This is a genomic window from Micromonospora sp. NPDC047756 (assembly GCF_055587245.1).
Genome location: NZ_JBVJGQ010000003.1, coordinates 455,603 through 475,298 on the forward strand (window position 1 = coordinate 455,603; position 19,696 = coordinate 475,298).

Genomic DNA, 19,696 nt, shown 5'->3' on the forward strand with positions numbered 1-19,696 from the left:
GGCCGCTCGGTGCGGGGGCGCGGAGACGACGATGGGTCCCGGTAGAGGAGACCCGGGACCCATCGGCGTACTACCTACCGTGCGGTGATTACTTGGTGAGCGGCGCGAGCTTCGGGTCGTTGGCGTACGCCTCAGCCGCGTTCGCCTTGGTGACGGCGACCGGCGGGAGCAGGTACGTGTCGACGACCTTGCTGCCGTTGTTGTAGGACTTGGTGTCGTTCACCTGCGGGGTGTTACCGGCCTGGAGAGCCTTGACCATGTTGATGGTCTCCTTCACCAGGTTGCGGGTGTCCTTGTTGATCGTCATGTACTGCTCGCCCTTGACGATCGACTTGACCGACTCGACCTCGGAGTCCTGGCCGGTGACGATCGGGGTCGGCTTGCCAGCACCCTTGACCGAGGTCAGGATGGCGCGGGCCAGCGTGTCGTTCGGAGAGAGGACGCCGTCCAGCTCCTTGCTGCCGTAGGTCGAGGTCAGCAGCTGGTCCATGCGGGCCTGCGCACCCTCGGCCTTCCAGCCCTGGATGGCGGTCTGCTTGACGTCCTTCTGACCCGAGGCGACGACGACGTTGCCCTTGTCGATCTCCGGCTTGAGCACGTCCATCGCGCCGTTGAAGAAGACACCGGCGTTGTTGTCGTCCGGCGAGCCGGAGAACAGCTCGATGTTGTACGGGCCGTTCGGCTTCTTGGCCTTCATGCCGTCCAGCAGGGCCTGGCCCTGGAGCTGGCCGACCTTGAAGTTGTCGAAGGCGACGTAGTAGTCGAGGTCCGGCGTGTTGGTGATGAGCCGGTCGTACGCGATGACCTTGGCACCGGCGGCGTGCGCCGCGGCGACCTGGGTCGCCAGCTGCGCGGCGTCGGTCGCGCCGATGACGATGACCTTGGCGCCCTTGGTGGTCATGGCGGTGATCTGGGCCTGCTGGTCGGCGACGGTGGTCGACGCGCCGGCGTACTGCACGTCAGCCTGGAAGCCGGCCTCCTTGAGACCGTTGGTGAACAGGTCACCGGCGAGGACCCAGTTCTCGGAGGTCTTGGCCGGGAGGGCCACGCCGATCAGCGAGTTCGCCGCGAAGCCCTTGGCGGCCTCGCCGCCGGAGCCGCTGTCGCCGTCGCGGCCGGAACCGCAGCCGGCGAGGGCCAGCATGGCGGCGGCGCTGACCGCGACCACCGACGTGCCGAAGAATTTACGCATGGTGAGGACTTGCCTTTCTTGAGGTGTAACGGGGTGGTGAGGTCGGTGACCGTCAGCCGGACACCGCTGCCTTGGCGGGCTCGCGCTCCGCGTCCGGCGGTGAGGCGGGTGGGACGGAGTCGTCGCGGCGGAACGGCCGCATCAGGCTCCCGATGATGGAGAACCGCCCCTGGCTCTTGTTGTAGACGTCGATCGCGACGGCCAGCAGCAGGACCAGGCCCTTGATGATCTGGACCTTGTCGGTGCCCACGCCCTGAAGCTGAAGGCCGTTGTTGAGCACGGCCATGACGAGACCGCCGACGATGGAGCCGCTGATGGTGCCGATGCCGCCGGCGACGGCCGCGCCACCGATGAAGACCGCGGCGATCGCGTCCAACTCCCAGCCGTTGCCGTCCTGCGGGCCAGACGCCTGCGAACGGGCCACGAAGATCATGCCGGCCAGGGCAGCCAGGATCGACATGTTCATCATGACGAAGAAGTTGACCCGCTTGAGCTTCACGCCGGACAGCTCGGCCGCCCGGGAGTTGCCGCCCACCGCGTAGATGTGCCGGCCGCCGGCCGTGTTGCGGGTGTAGAAGGAGTACGCGATGACCAGCGCCACCAGGATGATGCCCGAGATCGGGAAGCTGGTGCCGACGCGACCGCTGGCGAAGCGCAGCGCCGCGAAGGCGATCACGCCGACCATGACGGCCATCCGCAGGATCGAGATCCACATGGGTGCCGGGTCGGCGTCCATGGCGCGACGGGTGTTGCGGGCCTGGATCTCGCGCCACACCACCGCCAGGGCGGCGGCCAGACCGAGCAGCAGCGTGGCGTTGTTGTAGCCGGTGTTGGGGCCGAACTCGGGCAGGAAGCCCGAGCCGATCTCCCGGAAGCCCTCCGGCACCGGGATGCTCTGCGCGTTGCCGATGAACTGGTTGCCACCGCGGAAGAGCAACATGCCGGCCAGGGTGACGATGAACGCCGGCACCCCGATGTACGCCACCCAGAAGCCCTGCCAGGCGCCGATCACCGCGCCGATGGCGAGGCCGAACACGATGGCGGCGGGCCAGGGCAGATCCCACTCGGTCATCGACTTGGCGACCAGGATGCCGGTGAATGCCGCGACCGAGCCGACCGAGAGGTCGATGTGCCCGGCGACGATCACCATCAGCATGCCGATGGCCAGAATCAGGATGTACGAGTTCTGCTGGAACAGCGCGATCAGGTTGTCCGACCGCAGCGTCAGCCCGTTGGTCCAGATCTGGAAGATCAAGACGATCGCCACCAGGGTGAAGATCATCCCGAACTGGCGGGCGTTGGAGGTCGTGCCCCCAAACAGGTTCTTCTGAAGGTCCTTGATACGGCTCATCGGGTGGCCAACTTCTTCGTCGAGGTCATCTGCTTCATGAGGGTCTCCGGGTCCGCGTCCGCCCGGGCGATCTCGCCCGTGATGGCACCTTCGAACACGGTGTAGATGCGGTCGCAGAGCCCGATCAGCTCAGGCAGCTCCGAGGAGATGACGATGACGCCCTTCCCCTGGTCGGCGAGCCGCTGGATGATGCCGTAGATCTCGTACTTCGCGCCGACGTCGATACCGCGCGTCGGCTCGTCGAGGATCAGCAGGTCCGGGTCGCTGAACATCCACTTGGCCAGGACGACCTTCTGCTGGTTGCCGCCGGAGAGCTTCGAGACGCCCTCGTCGACCGTCGGGGCCTTGGTCCGCAACTCCTTGCGGTACGACTCAGCCGCCTGGTATTCCTCGACCTCGTTCAGCACGCCGTGGTGCGTGATCTTGGACAGCTTGGCGGCCACCGTCGACGTCTTGATGTCGTCGAGCAGGTTGAGGCCGAGTGCCTTACGGTCCTCGCTGACGTACGCGAGCCCGTTGTCGATGGCGTCCGCCACCGACTTCAGCACGATTTCCTTGCCGTCCTTGATGATCGTGCCCGACTCGTACACCCCGTAGGAGCGGCCGAAGACGCTCATCGCGAGTTCCGTGCGGCCCGCGCCCATGAGACCGGCGAAGCCGACGATCTCGCCGCGGCGTACCACGAAGCTCTCGTTCTTGCAGACCTGCCGATCGGCGGAGATCGGGTGCCGGACGTTCCAGTCGCGGACCTCGAAGAAGACCTCGCCGATCTTCGGGGTGTGGTCCGGGAACCGGCTGCTCAGCTCACGGCCGACCATGCCCCGCACGATCCGGTCCTCGTCGACCCCGTCCGCCTTGACGTCGAGGGTCTCCACGGTCCGGCCGTCGCGCAGGATGGTGATCTGGTCGGCGATCGCCTCGATCTCGTTCAGCTTGTGCGAGATCATGATCGAGGTGATGCCGCGGGAGCGGAACCCGCGCAGCAGGTCCAGCAGGTGACGGGAGTCGGCCTCGTTGAGCGCCGCGGTGGGCTCGTCGAGGATGAGCAGCTTCACGTCCTTGGCGAACGCCTTGGCGATCTCGACGAGCTGCTGCTTGCCGACTCCGATGTCCTTGATCAGGGTGTCCGGGTCCTCTTCCAGACCGACCCGGGCCATCAGGTCCAACGCCATCCGGTTCGCGGCCTTCCAGTCGATCGCGCCCCGCTTGCGCGGTTCGTTGCCGAGGAAGATGTTCTCGGCGATCGACATCCCGGGAATGAGCGCGAGCTCCTGGTGGATGATCACGATGCCGGCGTTCTCACTGGCCCGGATGTCGGAGAACTTGCTCTCCGACCCCTGGTAGATGATCTTGCCGTCGTAGGTGCCGTGTGGGTACACCCCGCTGAGGACCTTCATCAGGGTGGACTTGCCCGCACCGTTCTCGCCGCAGATGGCATGGATCTCGCCGGCGCGAACCACCAGGTTGACGTCGGAGAGGGCCTTGACTCCGGGGAACTCCTTGGTGATGGAGCGCATCTCAAGGAGGGTCGGCACGTTGCTCATTGCTCGTACCACCTCGCCAACGTCATCGGTTGCCTCCGGAAGGTTGAACCTTCACTCGGTTTTGTTGTTGACGGCAACGTATTGCGGCCGTAGGGCCATCCGCAAGGCGAGGAGCTGTTGAAAAAGTAACAATCCGGCAATATAGACGTAGCAGAGTATTCGCCCGTCACAGCTACCTCAGGAGCCCCTCGGGGCACCTTGGCCTGTCGGTGGCAACGTTGTCAAATGGAAGATCGGCCCACGATCGACTCCGGTTGCCGTCGAGAGCCCGTCACCAGGCACGATCCGCCGCCACTCGGAGCGGTCGCGGCGGTGGACACGCTGGCCACCATCGAGTGATCTTGATCCAACGGCAGCGTCGGCACCTCGCCCACGATGACACGAGACTCCCCGGCCGACGGTGTGACCCACGCCTCTGCACAGGCACCGCATCGACGATGATCGCCCCACCAGACCCGCCACCAGCAGCCGGACATGCTCCTTAACGCCCCTTAAGGGCGAGATCGGCCCGTTCGGCGGCCCCCTCCCCGGCACTGCGCACGAGCGTCGGTGCGGGCACTCCCTCACGATCGTGCTCGACTCGCCCCCTCGACACCGAGGCTCGGGCCAGCACCCCAGCGCCTTGACGATCAGCGCACCGCCAGAGACCCGCAGGCACCGAGCCCAGCGGAGCAGTGACAGAGTTTCCGCCCCACCTCAGCCACACGAACCGCCCTCGACCAGCGGAACGCCCCACCAACGCCGCCCCACCGATGCCGCCCCGTCAACGCCGCCCCGTCAATGCCGCCCCGTCGATCATGGAGTTGTGCTGGGTGACAATCTCCTCACAACAAGACAAAGCAGGCACCACAACTCCATGATCGACGGGCCTAGGCCGCCCCCCGCCCGCGATCTTGCACTTTCTGTGCCGACACAAGGGGCACATCACCCCATCTCGACAACCGAAACTGCAAGATCGGCGCGGTCAGCCGGGGCTTCGACCGCCGCGAGGACGGGTTGACCAAAGCAGTACTGCGCCCCTCCTAACCACCCCGTGCCGCACCCGCACCCGTGCCCGGCTGACCGCGCCAGGCTGACCGCGCCGGGCTGACCGCGCCGGGCTGACCGCCGCGGTACAACTCGGGGGCGTCGGCCAGGGTGCCGTAATGGGTGACGATCACGCTGGGCCGTGCCCGACCCGCGACGACCAGGTCCCGCAGCAGGACGGTGTAGCGGCGGTCGTGGGTGCGACCGAACCGGACCGCGACCCCCTTGCTGAACAGCGCGCCCCAGGGCGCGACCAGGTTCTCGTGACCGTGGGCGGTGGAGGTGATGCGGACGAGCGCGTCGGTCTCCGCCTCCAGCGTCGCGTCGGGCACCTCCCGCACCGCGACCGTCCGGACGCCCGCGTACACGACGGCTCTCATCCCGGCTCTCCTGTTCGGCGGCGGACGGCCGGTCTTCCCCTGACCGGGCCGTTCATACCTGCCGCCGCTCGGCGACGGGTGACGCCGTCAGCCCATCGACCGCGCCCGGTCAGGCTCGATGGTCAGAATGACAACCCCGCCGGGCAGATCCACACCACCGGCGCGGATCTGCCCGCCACATCAGCCGAACCCGCGGCCCGCGCGGTCTCGCAGGGATCAGTGACCGGCGTTCTGTCCGCCGTCGACGTGCAGGATCTCGCCGGTGACGAACGGTGCGGACTCGAGGTAGACCACGGCGTCGACGACGTCGCTGGTCTCGCCCATCCGGCCTACCGGGTGCAGACCCGCGAGCGTCGGGTGCGTCTCGACCGGGTGCATCGGGGTCTTGATGACGCCGGGCGCGACGGCGTTGACCCGGACACCGCGACCCGCGTACTCGATGGCCAGCGACTTGGTCGCCGAGCTGAGGCCGCCCTTGGTCAACGACGCGAGCACCGACGGGACGTTCGAGTTGGGCTGGTCGACGAAGCTCGTCGTGATGCTGACGACATGACCGGCCCCGCTGGCCAGCAGGTGCGGCATCACGCGCTGGGTGAGGTGGAAGAAGCCGGCGAGGTTGATGCCGGTGACCTGGTCGAAGTCCTCGTCGGTGTAGTCGGTGAACGGCTTGGCGACGAAGACACCGGCGTTGTTCACCAGAGTGTCGATCCGCCCGAACCGGTCCAGAGCGGCACGCACCACACGCTCCGCGGTGTCGGCCTCGGCGATGTCACCCCGGACCGTGACGATCTCCGGGTCGTCGGACGCGCCGATCGACCGTGAGGTCGCCACGACGCCGTACCCCAGCTTGCGGTAGGCGTCCACGAGGCCGGCGCCGATGCCCTGGGAAGCGCCCGTGATCACGACGACCTTCTGACCCTGACTGCTGTTCATGAGGAAACGACCTTCACTAGACGACTGGTCTACTAAAAGCTAGCCGACCGGTCGTGTATCGTCGAGGCATGGGTCGAACCAGTGACGCGAGGAACAAAATCCTCGACGCGGCCGCCACGCTCATCGAGCAGCGCGGCTACTCGGCGCTCGGCGTCGCCGAGATCTGCGCGGCGGCGGGCGTGCCGAAGGGCAGCTTCTACTACTTCTTCGAGTCCAAGCAGGCGCTCGCCCGCACCGTCATCGACGAGCACTGGGTCACCCAGCGCCGGCAGTGGGAGCAGCTGCTCGGCAGCGGGCGCGACCCGCTCCAGCGTCTCCGGGACCTGTTCGAGGCCACCGAGGAGGTCCAGCGCGTCGGCCAGCAGAAAGCCGGAGTGGTCGCGGGCTGCCTGTTCGGCAACCTCGCCCTCGAACTCAGCAACCAGGCCGAGGAGATCCGCGGTCGGCTCCAGGAAATCTTCGAGGAGCAGATCGACCTCATCGAGCAGGTCGTCGTCGAAGCCAAGGAGCGCGGACTGGCCGGCCCGGCGGTCGACAGCCGCGAGGCCGCCCGATCGATAGTCGCGCAGATCGAGGGGCGGGTCCTGCTCGCGAAGTTGCTCAACGATCCGACCCAGCTGGAGACGCTGTGGCGCAACTGCCTCGACCTCCTCCAGGTGCCGGCACCAGCACGGAGCACCACCGGCTGAACGGACGACTGTCGCTGACCGTCCACTCCGGGCGCGCTGTGCGGCCACTCAGTAACATCGGCGAGGCACGATATTCAGGCGGACCACTCCCGACCGGATCGAGCACTCGCCATGACGACCGAGCAGACCACGTCTCCCCCACGTGCCGGTGTCGGCATTGCCGCTCACGGGCTGGTCCAGAGCGTCCGGGGCGGTCGCCAGATCCTGACCGACGTCTCGGTGACCATCGCGCCGGGCGAGCTGGTCGCGATCATCGGTGCCAGCGGCGCCGGCAAGACCACCCTGCTGGAGATCCTCTCGGGGGTGCGGCGAGCGGCGGCGGGCACCGTCACGTACGACGGCAACACCACGGCCGGCACCATCGGTGTCGTTCCCCAGGACGACATCATCCACCGCGAGCTGCCCCTGGCCCGCACCCTGCGGTACGCCGCCCGACTGCGCCTGGGCTCCACCGCCGGGCCGGCCGAGATCAGTGACCGGGTCACGGAGGTGCTCGCCGAGCTGCGACTGACCGACCGGGCCGCCACGCCGGTCGGCCTGCTCAGCGGTGGTGAACGCAAGCGCGCCAGCATCGCCGTCGAGCTGCTCACCCGACCCGGCGTGTTCTTCCTGGACGAGCCCACCTCCGGATTGGACCCGGCGATCGCCGTGGAGCTGCTCCGGGTGCTCCGCGCGCTCGCCGACACGGGCACCACCGTCGTGCTGACCACTCACCAGCTCACCGACGTGGACCATTGCGACCGGGTCGTCGTGCTGACCCGTCAGGGCCGGTTGGCGTTCACCGGCACCCCGACCGCCGCCCGGGAGTTCTTCGGCCTGCGTTCCCTGGCCGAGGTGCACCTCCGGCTCGACGAGACGACGCAGCCGGCCGAGTGGCCCGATCGCTTCGCCGAGCAGCGCGCGCCCGAACAGCCGCCCCGTACACCCGACGAGGGTGACGTCGCCGCGACGCCGTCCCGACGCGTCGGCCGGCTGCGCCAGTGGGCGGTCCTCACCGCGCGCAACACGGAGATCGTCCTCCGCAACCGACTGACCTTGGCGATCCTGCTCGGCTCGCCGCTGATGGTGCTCGGCATGTTCGCGCTGCTGTTCCGCCCGGGGGCCTTCGAGCCGACCAGACCCAGCCCGACGGTGACCGTGATGATCCTGTTCTGGATCGCGTTCGGCGGCTTCTTCTTCGGGCTGACCTACGGGCTCCTCCAGATCTGCACCGAGCTGCCGATCCTGCGCCGGGAACGGCTGGCCGGTGTCCGGCTGGTCCCGTACCTGTTGGCGAAGGTGGCGGTGCTGCTGCCGCTGCTGGCCCTGGTGGACCTGGCCCTGCTCGGGGTGCTGCGCGGCATGGACCGGCTGCCGCCGGTCGGCGGCGCCGACTTCGCCGCCCTGTACGCGACACTGCTGCTGTCTTCGGCGGCGGCGCTCGCCCTCGGCCTGCTCTGCTCCGCGGCCGTGTCCGACGCGGCCCAGGCGACGCTCATGCTGCCGATGCTCTGCTTCCCACAGGTGCTGTTCGTCGGCGCGATCCTGCCGGTGCCGGCGATGGCGGTCGGTGGTCAGTGGCTCAGCTACGCGATGTCGAACCGGTGGGCGTTCGAGGGCTTGGGGCACACCGCCGGGGTGGAGCGGCTCTGGCGCGACGGCGGCTCCCCGCTCGGCCCGCCGCTGCTGGCCACGTACGGCGACAGCTTCTCCCGGCCGGTGTGGGTCGACTGGCTGGTGCTCGGCGGTTTCGTGCTGCTCTTCCTGGGCGCGGCCTGGGCGGTCCTGCTCCGACGGGATCCCCGTCGTGCGTCCTGACCCGAAGCCCGCCTCCCCCACGGCGCTGCCGGGATACACCGCCACCGGCCGGATCGACGAGCTTCGCGCCACCGAGTACCGACACCTGGACACCGACGGGCAGGTGTACCTCGACTACGCCGGAGCCGGGGTGGTCGCCCAGGCGCAGGTTCGCGCCCACCACGACCGGTTGCTCGCCGGCCTCTACAGCAACCCCCACTCGGAGAACCCCACGAGCGTGGCGGCGGGCTCGCTGGTGGAGTCGGCGCGACGCGCGGTGCTCGACTTCTTCCGCGCCGACCCGGACGAGTACGCGGTCATCTTCACCCCGAACGCCAGCGGCGCCTGCCGGCTGGTCGGCGAGGCGTACGACTTCGGCCGGGCCGCGCCGCTGGTGCTCACCTGGGACAACCACAACTCGGTCAACGGCATCCGCGAGTACGCCCGGTCGGCTCGCGCGTCCGTACGCTACCTGCCGCTGAACGGGCCGGAGCTGCGGATCGCCGAGGCGGACCTGGTCGCGGCGCTCGACGCCGGCCGGATTGGCCTGACCCGTCGGTGGGGCCAACCCGGTCGTCGTGGTCTGTTCGCCTACCCGGCGCAGAGCAACTTCTCCGGGGTGCAGCACCCGCTGGGCTGGGTGGAGCTGGCCCAGCGGCGAGGCTACGACGTGCTGCTCGACGCGGCCGCCTTCGCGCCCACGAATCGGCTGGACCTCAGCGTCGTCCGACCGGATTTCGTCTGTCTGAGCTGGTACAAGCTCTTCGGCTACCCCACCGGGGTCGGCGCGCTGCTGGCCCGCCGTTCGGCGCTGGCCCGGTTGCGCCGGCCGTGGTTCGCCGGCGGCACGATCCGCGCGGTGAGCGTGCAGGGCGACTGGCACCGGCCGATGGACGACGAGTCGGCGTTCGAGGACGGCACGCTCAACTTCCTGAGCATCCCGGACGTGGAGTTCGGGTTGCGCTGGCTCGACTCGATCGGCGTGGACCTCGTCCACGCCCGGGTCGGCCTGCTCACCGAGTGGCTGCTGGAGCGGTTGGCCACTCTGCGGCACGACACCGGCGGGCAGTTGGTCCAGGTGTACGGGCCGACGACGGGTGCGAGGCGCGGTGGCACGGTGACCTTCAACCTCCGCCACCCGGACGGCACGCTGGTCGACGAACGGCTCGTGGCGCGGGAGGCGGCAGCGGCCGGCCTCTCCCTGCGTACCGGCTGTTTCTGCAATCCGGGCGCGGCCGAGGGCGCGTTCGGGATCAGCCGGACGTCGATGCGGCAGCGACTGTTGGCAGGGGTCGACACGATCGACGAGTACCTCGCCGCGCTGGGGCTGCCGACGGGCGGTGCCGTCCGTGTCTCGTTCGGACTGGCCTCGACCGCGACCGACGCGGAGCGCCTCGTCGACTTCGTCGCGTCGACCTACCTCAACCGGAGTGCCGGTACGCAGTCACCACTGCCACCTCGGCTGCGCTGCTGACCTGCCCTAGCCGACCTGAGCCACCGGCGCCGGGCGGTGCTTGATCTCCTCCATGAACGGGAACCGGGCGGTCAGCTCGGCGAACGTCAGGCCGGCCCGCCAGGCCGCGGCCACCTGGGCGACCTGCACCAGGTCCATGACGTCGCCGCGGGCGAGAACCTCTCCCGAGACGCGCAGGTCGATCATGAAGTATCGGGCCTGTGATCCCAGCCCCACGCAGACCACGCCCTCGTCGGAGTGCAGCTCTGCGCAGGTGAACCGGGCCCGCCCCTGCTCCGGCGCGGTCACCCGGCCGACGTCGAGCCCGTGGCGGGCAGCAGTTTCGATCAGCGCGGGGGCCAGGCCACCCCGCTCGACCAGATCCGGGTAGAGACGCACACCCAGTGCCGTCGACGCCTCGCTCATGACTGACTCCCACTTCCTTGTGACAGAGACCAGCAGCGCGCAGGTTACGGGAAAGTTTCCGGCACGCCTCGTCATCCTGTCCCGCGTGGACGGCCCACGGCAATAGGAAGGGTCGATTCGACCGCTATCGAGTAACCCCTCGGCCGCGCCGAACTTCTTCGACGGGTCGACGTCGTCCACCGAGGAGGCATCGAGCGATGCCACGGCGACGACCGGCCTCGGCGCTTCGCCGCTCACGCTCACCGCTCACCGCTCAGCATCGGGCGGTAACGGACGGTCGTGATATTGGAAACAGTCTTGACAGAAAGACACCATATCGACATGCTTCGCTTAGAGAGCGCTCTCTATCCTGGTAAACCGCCTCCATCACCCCCAAGCTGAGGAGCCTCCCGTGTTCACAGCCCGGCCCAGCCTCCGCTTCCGTCCGCTCGTACTCCTGGCGGCCACCCTCGTCGCGACCGCGACGGCGCTCGTCGTCCCGGCGCACCCCGACCGGGCCGAGGCCGCCATCGGTCCCATCAGCTGGCAGGACGAGTTCAACTCCCCCGCCGGCACGCCCGTCGACCAGAACAAGTGGCGGTTCGACACCGGCGGTGGCGGCTGGGGCAACAACGAGCGGCAGTACTACACGAACAGCACCAGCAACGCCGTCCACGACGGTCAGGGCAACCTGGTCATCACCGCCCGCCGGGACAATCCCGCCAACTACCAGTGCCACTACGGGCGCTGCGAGTACACGTCGGCACGGTTGCTGACGGCGGCCACCTTCACCCAGACGTACGGGCGGTTCGAGGCCCGGATCAAGATCCCGCGTGGTCAGGGCATCTGGCCGGCCTTCTGGATGCTCGGCACCGGCGGCGGGTGGCCCGACGCGGGCGAGATCGACATCATGGAGAACATCGGCCGGGAGCCCAACACCGTCTACGGCACCGTGCACGGGCCCGGCTACTCCGGAGGCGGCGGCATCACGGGCAGCCGTACCATCGGCGCGCCGCTCGCCGACACCTTCCACACGTACCGGGTGGACTGGGAGCCGAACGTCATCACCTGGTACGTCGACGGGGTGCAGTACCACCGCGTCGACCCCGCTCGGCTCGGCGGCAACCGCTGGGTGTTCGACCACCCCTTCTTCATGATCCTCAACGTGGCGGTCGGCGGTAACTGGCCCGGCTACCCCGACGGCTCGACCCAGTTCCCGCAGCAGATGCTCGTGGACTACGTCCGGGTGTCCAGTTACACCTCGGGCGGCGGGGGCGAGCCCACTCCCGGTACCAACCGGATCAGGGGTGCGCAGAGCGGTCGCTGCATCGACATCCCCGGCGCCAACCCGGTCGAGGGCGCAAAGCTCCAGATCTGGGACTGCAACACCACGGCGGCCCAGAGCTGGACCTTCGCGTCCGACGGGACCGTGCGCGCGATGGGCAAGTGCATGGACCCGGCCTGGGCCGGCACCGCCAACGGCACCGAGGTCAACCTGGTCAGTTGCAACGGCAACACCGCGCAACGCTTCACTCTCAACGGTGCCGGTGACCTGGTCAACCTCAATGCCAACAAGTGCGTCGACGTCCGGGAGGCCAACCCCAACAACGGTGGCAAGCTGCACCTGTGGGACTGCCTCGGCGCCGCCAACCAGAAGTGGTCCCGGATCTGATCAGCCGAGCACCAGGGCCCGGGCCGTCCGAGGAGAACTCGGGCGGCCCAGCGCCGTTGCAGCCTTCGCCCACCTCCTCGAACCGGATTGACTCGATGGGCGGAGCGGCCAGGCTCATGACCACTATGTTCGGATTAGTCCTGAATCCGGCAGTCCGGGAGTGAGCCCATGTCGCACCACCTCGATACGCCCCTGGCCGCTCAGGGCGGCCAGTTGTACATCGACGACCTGTACGTCTTCAACGGTGACCGCGCCACGGTGTTCGTCATGGACGTGAACAGCTCGGTGACCAAGGCCGACATCAAGCGCGGCTTCCACGCCGAGGCGCGTTACGAGATCAAGATTCACATCAACGGCACCCCGGTGGAGGACCTCACCTACCGGTTCGCCTTCGGCGAGCCGGACGGCGAGGCCCGGCAGACATTTCAGTTGTACGAGCTCACCGGCTCGGACGCCCGCGACGACGCCGCGATGGGCACCCCCATCGCCGAGGGGCGAACCGGCGAGGTGACGACCGGCGGCAACGTCCGGATCTGGGCCGGCCGGATCGCCGACCCCTTCTTCGTCGACCTCGACGAACTCGCCACCATCAACGGCGCGGTCAAGAACGGTTCGCGGGTGGACCGCTCGGCGTGGCGGGTCGACCAGGCCAAGAACAGCTTCGCCGGCACCACCGTCGAGTCGATCGTCCTCGAGGTGTCCCACGACGAGCCGCTGCTGCGCGACGGCACCGAGATCGGCGTGTGGTGCCGCACCATGCTGGCCACCGACGCGGGCGGGTGGCGCCAGATCAACCGCGCCGGCCACCCCATGATGTGGCCGATCTTCTGGCCGCACGACACCGACTTCTCCGACCCCGCCAACTTCCGGCACCCCGGCAACGACCTCACCGAGGGCGGGGAGGAGATCGCGAACGCGGTCGCCGGGGTGGTCAAGGCGAACGGCACCGCGACGGACCCGCAGGCGTACGGCTGGAGCGTCGCCCGGCAGCTCTACCCCGACCTGCTGTCGTACACGGTCGGCACGGCAGCGAACTTCGGCTTCGCGGTCCGCAACGGACGAACCCTGGCCGACAACGCGCCCGAGGTGATGTTCTCCCTGGTCCTCAACACCGGCACCACGTCCGGCCTCACCTCGGAGGTCACCAAGGCCGCGCGTTCCGCCACGTTCCCGTACGTGGTCGCGGCCTGAATCCCGTTCGGAGGGCTCGGCGGCCGGTACGGCGCCGAACCCCTTGCCGTGCGCGCGCCCACCGCGACGACCCGCACGTGCGGCGGGCCATCCATGCTCGTGCGAGAACCCGGCCCCACACGATCATCGAACGCCCACGGGTGACGCTCGTGCCATTCGAGCACTTATGGGCGTTTTGCGTAGTTAGTCTCCTAAGTGCTTCCCAGCGCTCTTTAGGACAAAGGAGACTCGATGCGCAGAAAGATTCTCGCGGGCCTGGCCGGCGTCGCCGCCGTCGTCGCGCTCGCCGGACCGGCCGCCGCGGACACCACGGGCGACACGATCGTGACCCTCACCGTCGACGCCGCCGGTGGCCTGTCGATCACCGTGCCGGCGACGGCGAACATCGGACACGGCGTGGAGGGCTCCACGGTCACCGGCCAGCTCGGCCCGGTCACCGTGCTGGACCAGCGCGGGTCGCTCACCCCCAACTGGACCGCCAACGTCACCTCCACCGACTTCGTCACCGGCGGCGGCTCCTCCGGAGAGACGATCCCGAACATCAACGTTCTGTACTGGTCCGGCCCCGCCACGGCGACCGCCGGTGGCGGCACCTTCACACCGGGCCAGCCCACCGCGGCCCAGCAGGTGATCATCAACGTGCCCCGGACGGCGATGAGCCACACCGGAGGCACCGGCAACAACTTCGCCACCTGGAACCCCACCCTGGTGGTGAACATCCCCGTCGGCACCGTCCAGGGTGTCTACACCGGGACGGTGACACATTCGGTGTTCTGAGCCGCTCGGCCGGCTGGTGCTGCTGGCCTCGGTCGCCCTCGTGGCGCTCGGGGTTTCGGCGGCACCAGCCGTTGCCGTGCGGGAGCAGCGAAAGGACCCGGCCGAGGAGGCCGCGATCAGCATCCGGATGCTGGACATCCCGGCCAGTCGGGTACAGGACCCGAGGGCCCAGGTCTACATCGTGGATCACCTGAAACCCGGCACGACGATCAACCGCCGCGTGGAGGTGCAGAACACCTCCACCGAGACGCAGAAGATCGACTTTTATTCGGGCGCCGCGTCGGTGGAGAACAACGCCTTCACCGTGCCCGAGGGGCGCACGGGTAACGAACTGAGCGGGTGGATCCGGCTGAAGACCGCCACGATGCGGCTGGATCCGGGCGAGCGCCGACCGGTCGAGGTCGAGCTCGCCGTGCCGAAGAAGGCGTCCAAGGGCGAGCGGTACGCCGCGATCTGGGCGCAGGTCACCAGCACGAAGGAGCGCACCGGCAACGTCACCCAGATCCACCGGGTGGGCATCCGGGTCTACCTCGACGTCGGTCCCGGTGGCGAGCCGCCAACGGACTTCCGGATCGAAGGGTTGGCCGCGGAGCCGGGCACCGGTGAGTTCCCGGTGGTCACCGCGAAGGTCACCAATACCGGCGAACGCGCGCTGGACATGACCGGCACCCTGTCGCTGACCAAGGCGGCGGTCCAGGCCGGCCCGTTCAAGGTGACCAACGGCGTGACGATCCTGCCCGGCCAGAGCGGTCAGGTCCGGATCGAGGTCAACCAGGCCCTGCCCGCCGGGACCTGGGACGTGCACGCGAAGCTCGCCAGCGGCACCGTGGAACGCACCGCGACCGGGAAGATCGTCCTACCCGTCGCGGCGCCGATGACCGTCGCGACGTCCAGCGGGCCGAGTTGGCTGGTCTACACCGTCGGCGGCATCGCCCTGCTCGTGCTGGTCACCCTTGGTGGCTGGTACCTCGTCCGCCGACGCCAGGCCCAGTGGGCCTGACCACCCAACCACCCACCGCCCCACCTCATCTGCCCGGCCGTTCCCCCCCGGAACGGCCGGGCAGCATCGTTCCGTGAGTCGATCATGGACTTGTGGTGCCCGACTTGAGAGCAACAGAACTGATTCGCCCCCACCACAACTCCATGATCGACGGGGTGGGGCGGGGCACTAGATGACGGAGTGCGTCACGACCGACACGTAGTCGCCGACCACCACCCCGGGCGGGAGGGTCACCAACAGCGTCGGGTTCCAGGTGGCGGAGTTCGGGCCGCCCGCCTGGCCGGACCATCCCGCGGCCACCTGCGGGGTGTTCAGCACCGCCCCGGGCTGCGGGACGAACGATCCGACCCCGGTGCTGGCGAGGGCGGGCCCCGAGGCGTACGTGATGTTGCTGTTGGGAATGGTCTCACCACCCGAGCCGGAGCCGGTGGTGAAGCTCGTGCTGGAGACGACGCTGACCCAGTTGCCGGAGAACGGGCCGCGGTCGTCGGTGACGGTCACCGGGCCGAGTCTGCCCGAGACGCCGGTGGTGCCCGAGGTGACGGTGCCGAGCGCCGAGATCGCCGGGACGCTGATGGAGAGTCCACCGAGCGGGGTGATGACCAGGTCGACCGGTCGGGTCGCGAACTGGTCGAACGAGTCGGTCACCCGGACGGTGAACGGGAACGTCCCGGACACTGTGGGCGTGCCGGAGAGCAGCCCGGTGACCGGGTCGAGGGTCAGCCCGGCGGGCAGGCTTCCGGCGCTGACCGACCACACGAACGGGCCGGTGCCGCCGGTCACCGTCAGCTGGTACTGGTACGGCTCGTACGCCTTGCCGGGTGGGGGCGGTGGGAAGGTCAGCGTCGGTGGCGCGTTGACGGTCACCGACCCGGAGGAAGCTGACTGTGGGCCGGTCCCGCCGGCGTTCGTCGCGGCCACCCGGAAGGTGTACGTGGCACCGGCGGTCAGCCCCGTGACGATCTGGGTCGTGGCGGTTCCGCTGAAGACCCGGGGTGTCTGCGCCACCGCGCCGAGGTACGGCGTCACCGTGTAACCGGTGATCGGGGACCCCCCGTTGGCCGGGGCGGTCCAGCTCACCCTGGCGGCGTTGGTGCCGGCGGTGGCCGAGATGTTCGTCGGCGCTGCCGGCACCGTGTACGGGACCACGGCGGCCGAGGGTGGGCTGGCCGCGCCGGTGCCGAACGCGTTCACCGCCGCCACCCGGAAGGAGTACGACGAGCCCGCGGTGAGCCCGGTCAGGGTGCGGCTGGTGGTGGAGGCGTCGAAGGTGAGGGTCGGTTGGGTGACGCCGTCCCGGATCGGGGTGATCAGGTAGCTGGTGATCGGGCTGCCGTTGTTGTCCGGCGCGGTCCAGCTCACTGTGGCGCTGGTGACGCCCGCGACCGCTGTGGGGGTGGTGGGTGTGCCCGGTGTGGAGGCGTAGACGAAGTTCGCCGACCCTGCCGAGCCTCGGGTGACGACGCTGACCGTGACCGTCGCCGGGCCGGACCGGGCGGGCATCGACGAGATGGCGAGGGTGCCGTTGGGGTTCACTGTGAAACACCCGGCGGCCGGGCCGGAGGTGCACGGCAGCAGCAGCACCGAGGTGCCGGCCTGCTGCTCGGCGGCGGTCCCGATGGTGATAGCGGTCGCCCCGGTGAGGTTGCTGCCGCCGACGGTGACCGCGATGCCTCCGGAGACCGAGCTCAGGGCCGGGGTGACGGTGACGCCGCTGGGTGCGGTGGCGGGCACGGCAGGCGTGGTGGAGTTGGAGAAACCGGGATTGGCGTCGATCGAGGACGAGGTCGCCACCGTGGCGGTCTGGATCAGCGACGGCGTCACTCCGGCGCCGGTGACTGTCGCGACGACGGTGATGGGTGGCAGGGAGGTGCCGCCGGCGAACGGGCCGTTGCTGTTGGTGCAGGTGACGGTCTGTCCGGATGGTGCGGCGCAGACCCAACCGGAGCCGTACGCACCGCGCGGCACGACACCGGCAGGCACGGTCTGGGTGACCGAGATGGGTGCCGTCTCGGTGGCGCCGGCGTCGACTCCGGCGGTGATCGAGTAGGTGACCGGGTCACCGGGCTGCGGGGTGGCCCCGACCGCGCTGGTCTGCGCCACGCTCAGGTCCGGTACCGGGTTGAAGCTGACCGTCCGCGCGTTGTCGACCTCGTGGAAGTCGGTGACCGAGCCGGTCGAGCCCACCCAGCCAAAGGCGAGTTGCCGTGGGTAACCGCTGGCGTTGAGCCAGGTCGGCGACGGGTACAGGCTGGGCGACACGACCGGTAGGCTGCCCGCCAGGGTCCGCGCCGACCCGCCTACCGGGGTGAACCTGACCCGGTACTCCCCGGCCGGCACGGTAATGCCGGTGTCGGTGGTGAACGGCGATGAGGTGGTGTTGGCGACCACCTCGACCGGCACCACGGACGCGGCCCGGGTGACGGCCCGCAACGCCAGTGCCGCCGACGAGGTGGTGGTGGCGGTGCTGTTGATCGCGCAGTAGCCGACCCCGTTGCGGCCCGGCCCTCGGATCACGACCTGCCCGGGGACCCGCCCGTTGGTGGTCGAGATGTACGGCGGGTTGGTGCAGCCGGTGCCCTGGTAGGTGCTGTTGCTGAAGTTGCCGTAGACGTCCAGCCCGACGCCGAGGTAGCCATTGGAGAGGCCAACCGATGCGCCGTTGAAGGCTGCCGAGTAGCCGAGCGAGCCGCCCGGCTGACCGAGGGTGGACGGGGGCCTCGGGTTGGCCGGGTCGACGGCGGCCAGCACGAAGGCGATGCCATCCGCACCGGTGCTGATGCCGCCGTACTGGTAGGTGTTGAAGGTGACGTGCAGACCCTGCGAGGTGGGCACGCCGACCGCCCCGAACACCCCGCCCTCCCGGTTCAGGGTGGCGGGGGTGAGGCGCAGTTTGCCCGAGCCCTGCGGGTCGGTGGACGTGGTGCAGCTCAGCAGCGGCCCGGTGGTCGAGTTGCCCGCTGCGCTGAGGCAGGCGGCGTTGGTCGCGAGCGCGACGGGCACACCTGGCACCGACACGCCGCCGAGGCCGTTCGCTGTGTTGTTCCGGAAGGGTTGGTCGAACAGGACGGAACCGGCCGCCGACGCCGGAAGGGGCGCGACCGCGAGAACGCCCACGGTCACGGCTGCCACTAGCGTGGCGATGCTGCTCGGACGACGCCGGCCCCGAAACGACATGTCCACTCCCAGCTTTCACTCCAGTACCGGGATGGACTATATCCCCCAAAAACACCCATATTTCTCGTACGGGGATAAAGCTGGCATGGCACCCGACCCCCGAAAGCGCACCGACCCCCTCGGCAGGGCCGAGGGGGTCGGTGCGCCGGGGCTGGGAGCTGTCAGCCCTCGATGTCGCGGGGGTCACGGCTGCGGGGGTAGGTGTTCTTCTCCCCGATCGTGCCGTCCTGCTTCTTGATCACGTGTTCGACGCCGCGGTCGGCCGCCATCTCGCGACCCTGAGCCTGCGCGTCGGCCTTCACGTCATGCGTGCTGGTGGCCCGCTCGTGGCCCTCCGGCTTGTTCTTCCACTGCCCGTCCTCGTGGTACGTGTCGACGTCACCCTTGACCATGGCCGGCTCCTCCCTGCGTCAGAACTGTCTGCCGAAACAGTGCCCCGAGACGTGCGGGGCAAACCGGATTCCTTAGGAGACGGTCGGGCAGTTGTTGCTCACCCGCCGGAGGATCTGTTCGCGTTCGTCGGTGGTGATGCCCGACGGCGCGCCGTCGAAGTGGGTCTCGACCTTCTCCCAACCGCGGCGCTGCTCGTAGTGCAGGTGCGGGGCACCGGAGTTACCGGTGCTGCCGAGCCGCCCGATCTGATCACCCTGGGCCACCTTCTGGCCGACAGTGACCAGTGGCGGTTCGAGCATGTGCAGGTACTGCGTCTCCCACTTGCCGCCGTGGTCGATCTTGACCCAGTAGCCGCCGCCGCGCCCCCGCGGGCCCTCCGGGTTCTCCGGGTTGCGGCCGCCCAGCGAGCCGTTGATGCCCGCCACGGTGACGGTGCCGGCGTACGAGGCGAGCACCGGCCGCCCCCACGTCTCGCCCTCGACCGGGAAGAAGTCGACGTCGTAGTCGTCGTGACCGGGGTAGGTGCTGAGCTGCCACGTCTCGCCGCAGGTCACCGGCATCTGGAAGAGCGGGCGCGGACCGGCCGGCCGCAGCATCGGCACCGCGACCACCGCCACACCCACGAGGGCCGCCACCGCGACGAGCGCGAGCAGGATGCGGATGGCACGGCTTCGAGGGCGGCGGTGGGAGCGGGATCTGGTGGGGCGACCGGTCGTCACCGGCCCGAGCATGGCAGA

General features: G+C 69.1%; 16 protein-coding genes. 7 read left to right on the forward strand and 9 right to left on the reverse strand.

The genetic code is table 11. From position 1 onward, the window contains the following. Positions 1-88: 88 nt before the first annotated feature. The 5 genes from ACZ6NZ_RS11485 to ACZ6NZ_RS11505 all read right to left on the reverse strand — a co-directional run bounded on the left by ACZ6NZ_RS11485 (position 89) and on the right by ACZ6NZ_RS11505 (position 6,426). Entirely contained in the window at positions 89-1,192 is a 1,104-nt protein-coding gene (locus ACZ6NZ_RS11485; RefSeq protein ID WP_366611486.1) for a sugar-binding protein, read from the reverse strand. Positions 1,193-1,244: 52 nt separating this feature from the next. After that, positions 1,245-2,543, reverse strand: coding sequence for a multiple monosaccharide ABC transporter permease (gene mmsB, locus ACZ6NZ_RS11490; protein WP_465857996.1), 1,299 nt, complete (start codon positions 2,541-2,543; stop codon positions 1,245-1,247). Then, a complete protein-coding gene (gene mmsA, locus ACZ6NZ_RS11495; RefSeq protein ID WP_366611484.1) occupies positions 2,540-4,087 on the reverse strand; it encodes a multiple monosaccharide ABC transporter ATP-binding protein in 1,548 nt (515 codons plus the stop codon). The genes mmsB and mmsA overlap by 4 nt, the downstream gene beginning before the upstream one ends. Positions 4,088-5,109: 1,022 nt before the next feature. After that, entirely contained in the window at positions 5,110-5,493 is a 384-nt protein-coding gene (locus tag ACZ6NZ_RS11500) for a hypothetical protein (RefSeq protein ID WP_465857998.1), read from the reverse strand. Positions 5,494-5,709: 216 nt separating this feature from the next. After that, the gene (locus tag ACZ6NZ_RS11505; RefSeq protein ID WP_366611479.1) at positions 5,710-6,426 is read right to left on the reverse strand and encodes an SDR family NAD(P)-dependent oxidoreductase; all 717 of its coding nucleotides are present in this window, start codon (positions 6,424-6,426) and stop codon (positions 5,710-5,712) included. A gap of 68 nt (positions 6,427-6,494) precedes the next feature. Between ACZ6NZ_RS11505 and ACZ6NZ_RS11510 the strand changes: the two genes are divergently transcribed. The 3 genes from ACZ6NZ_RS11510 (at position 6,495) to ACZ6NZ_RS11520 (ending at position 10,365) form a co-directional block, all read left to right on the forward strand. Next, the gene (locus ACZ6NZ_RS11510; RefSeq protein ID WP_465858001.1) at positions 6,495-7,115 is read left to right on the forward strand and encodes a TetR family transcriptional regulator C-terminal domain-containing protein; all 621 of its coding nucleotides are present in this window, start codon (positions 6,495-6,497) and stop codon (positions 7,113-7,115) included. 111 nt (positions 7,116-7,226) lie between these two features. Continuing rightward, positions 7,227-8,912, forward strand: coding sequence for an ABC transporter ATP-binding protein/permease (locus ACZ6NZ_RS11515; RefSeq protein WP_465858003.1), 1,686 nt, complete (start codon positions 7,227-7,229; stop codon positions 8,910-8,912). After that, a complete protein-coding gene (locus ACZ6NZ_RS11520; protein ID WP_465858005.1) occupies positions 8,902-10,365 on the forward strand; it encodes an aminotransferase class V-fold PLP-dependent enzyme in 1,464 nt (487 codons plus the stop codon). The genes ACZ6NZ_RS11515 and ACZ6NZ_RS11520 overlap by 11 nt, the downstream gene beginning before the upstream one ends. 6 nt (positions 10,366-10,371) lie before the next feature. Here the strand turns inward: ACZ6NZ_RS11520 and ACZ6NZ_RS11525 are convergent, their stop codons facing one another. Next, the gene (locus tag ACZ6NZ_RS11525; protein WP_465858007.1) at positions 10,372-10,770 is read right to left on the reverse strand and encodes a hypothetical protein; all 399 of its coding nucleotides are present in this window, start codon (positions 10,768-10,770) and stop codon (positions 10,372-10,374) included. Positions 10,771-11,161: 391 nt separating this feature from the next. Between ACZ6NZ_RS11525 and ACZ6NZ_RS11530 the strand changes: the two genes are divergently transcribed. The 4 genes from ACZ6NZ_RS11530 (at position 11,162) to ACZ6NZ_RS11545 (ending at position 15,389) form a co-directional block, all read left to right on the forward strand. Continuing rightward, positions 11,162-12,421 carry a family 16 glycosylhydrolase gene (locus ACZ6NZ_RS11530; RefSeq protein WP_366611469.1) on the forward strand — a complete coding sequence of 420 codons (1,260 nt, stop codon included), beginning with the start codon at positions 11,162-11,164 and terminating at the stop codon, positions 12,419-12,421. A gap of 168 nt (positions 12,422-12,589) precedes the next feature. Beyond that, entirely contained in the window at positions 12,590-13,612 is a 1,023-nt protein-coding gene (locus ACZ6NZ_RS11535; protein WP_465858009.1) for a DUF4331 family protein, read from the forward strand. 231 nt (positions 13,613-13,843) lie between these two features. After that, a complete protein-coding gene (locus ACZ6NZ_RS11540; protein ID WP_465858011.1) occupies positions 13,844-14,389 on the forward strand; it encodes a hypothetical protein in 546 nt (181 codons plus the stop codon). 76 nt (positions 14,390-14,465) lie between these two features. Next, positions 14,466-15,389 carry a COG1361 family protein gene (locus tag ACZ6NZ_RS11545; RefSeq protein ID WP_465858013.1) on the forward strand — a complete coding sequence of 308 codons (924 nt, stop codon included), beginning with the start codon at positions 14,466-14,468 and terminating at the stop codon, positions 15,387-15,389. 168 nt (positions 15,390-15,557) lie between these two features. Here ACZ6NZ_RS11545 and ACZ6NZ_RS11550 read toward each other — a convergent pair whose 3' ends face one another. The 3 genes from ACZ6NZ_RS11550 to ACZ6NZ_RS11560 all read right to left on the reverse strand — a co-directional run bounded on the left by ACZ6NZ_RS11550 (position 15,558) and on the right by ACZ6NZ_RS11560 (position 19,690). Beyond that, positions 15,558-18,521, reverse strand: a complete 2,964-nt coding sequence (locus tag ACZ6NZ_RS11550; protein WP_465858015.1) for a fibronectin type III domain-containing protein — start codon at positions 18,519-18,521, stop codon at positions 15,558-15,560. Between the two features lie 206 nt (positions 18,522-18,727). Beyond that, positions 18,728-18,958 carry a DUF2188 domain-containing protein gene (locus ACZ6NZ_RS11555; RefSeq protein WP_366611463.1) on the reverse strand — a complete coding sequence of 77 codons (231 nt, stop codon included), beginning with the start codon at positions 18,956-18,958 and terminating at the stop codon, positions 18,728-18,730. Positions 18,959-19,030: 72 nt separating this feature from the next. Next, the gene (locus tag ACZ6NZ_RS11560; RefSeq protein WP_465858017.1) at positions 19,031-19,690 is read right to left on the reverse strand and encodes a M23 family metallopeptidase; all 660 of its coding nucleotides are present in this window, start codon (positions 19,688-19,690) and stop codon (positions 19,031-19,033) included. Positions 19,691-19,696 lie beyond the last annotated feature (6 nt).